The 554-nt window shown below is 55.4% G+C and carries 2 protein-coding genes; both read left to right on the forward strand.

What is annotated here, in order from left to right; all coding sequences use genetic code 11:
* On the forward strand, positions 1 to 265 hold a 265-nt coding region (locus NW838_RS11060; protein ID WP_414428045.1), incomplete at its 5' end, for a PhnE/PtxC family ABC transporter permease.
* Between the two features lie 60 nt (positions 266 to 325).
* Positions 326 to 554: alanine--tRNA ligase-related protein (locus NW838_RS11065; RefSeq protein ID WP_414428046.1), on the forward strand; the 229-nt coding region annotated here is incomplete at its 3' end.

Consider the following 554-nt stretch of genomic DNA (forward strand, 5'->3'; position numbering starts at 1 on the left):
GGCTATCGGTGCTCAGGTACTGAGCTATGCCATTTGGCCGCAGGTGATCACCAACATCCTCGGGGTAACAGTTTACCGTTGGGATATCAATTTGCGAGAGTCTACGGTGGTTGGATTGGTCGGTGCCGGTGGAATTGGCCTACAGCTAGATGCTTCCATCAACACCCTGCGCTGGAATCAGGTGAGCATGATCCTGCTTGTGATCTTCGTTTCTGTGTTCATCAGCGAGTGGATCTCCGCCAAGGCCCGGCAAGCTCTGATTTAGCCCAGGGATCCGGATAGGCTACGGTGAAGGGCAGTTTGCAACAGCACAACTGTATGACTCATGACGGAAGAACTGTTTCGGGCGGAGGCCTATCTCACCACCTGCCAGGCTCGGGTAATTGCCCTTGTGGATAACGGGATCCAGTTGGATCGGACGGTATTCTATCCCACCGGCGGTGGACAACCCGGCGATACGGGATCCCTGATTACATCGGACGGTCGTGTCATCCCGATTGTCGATAACCAAAAGGGGGAAACGGGCATCCTCCACATCCCGGCAGAGGGATCCC

This window comes from Synechococcus sp. R55.2, assembly GCF_047462075.1.
Taxonomy (GTDB): Bacteria; Cyanobacteriota; Cyanobacteriia; order Thermostichales; family Thermostichaceae; genus Thermostichus.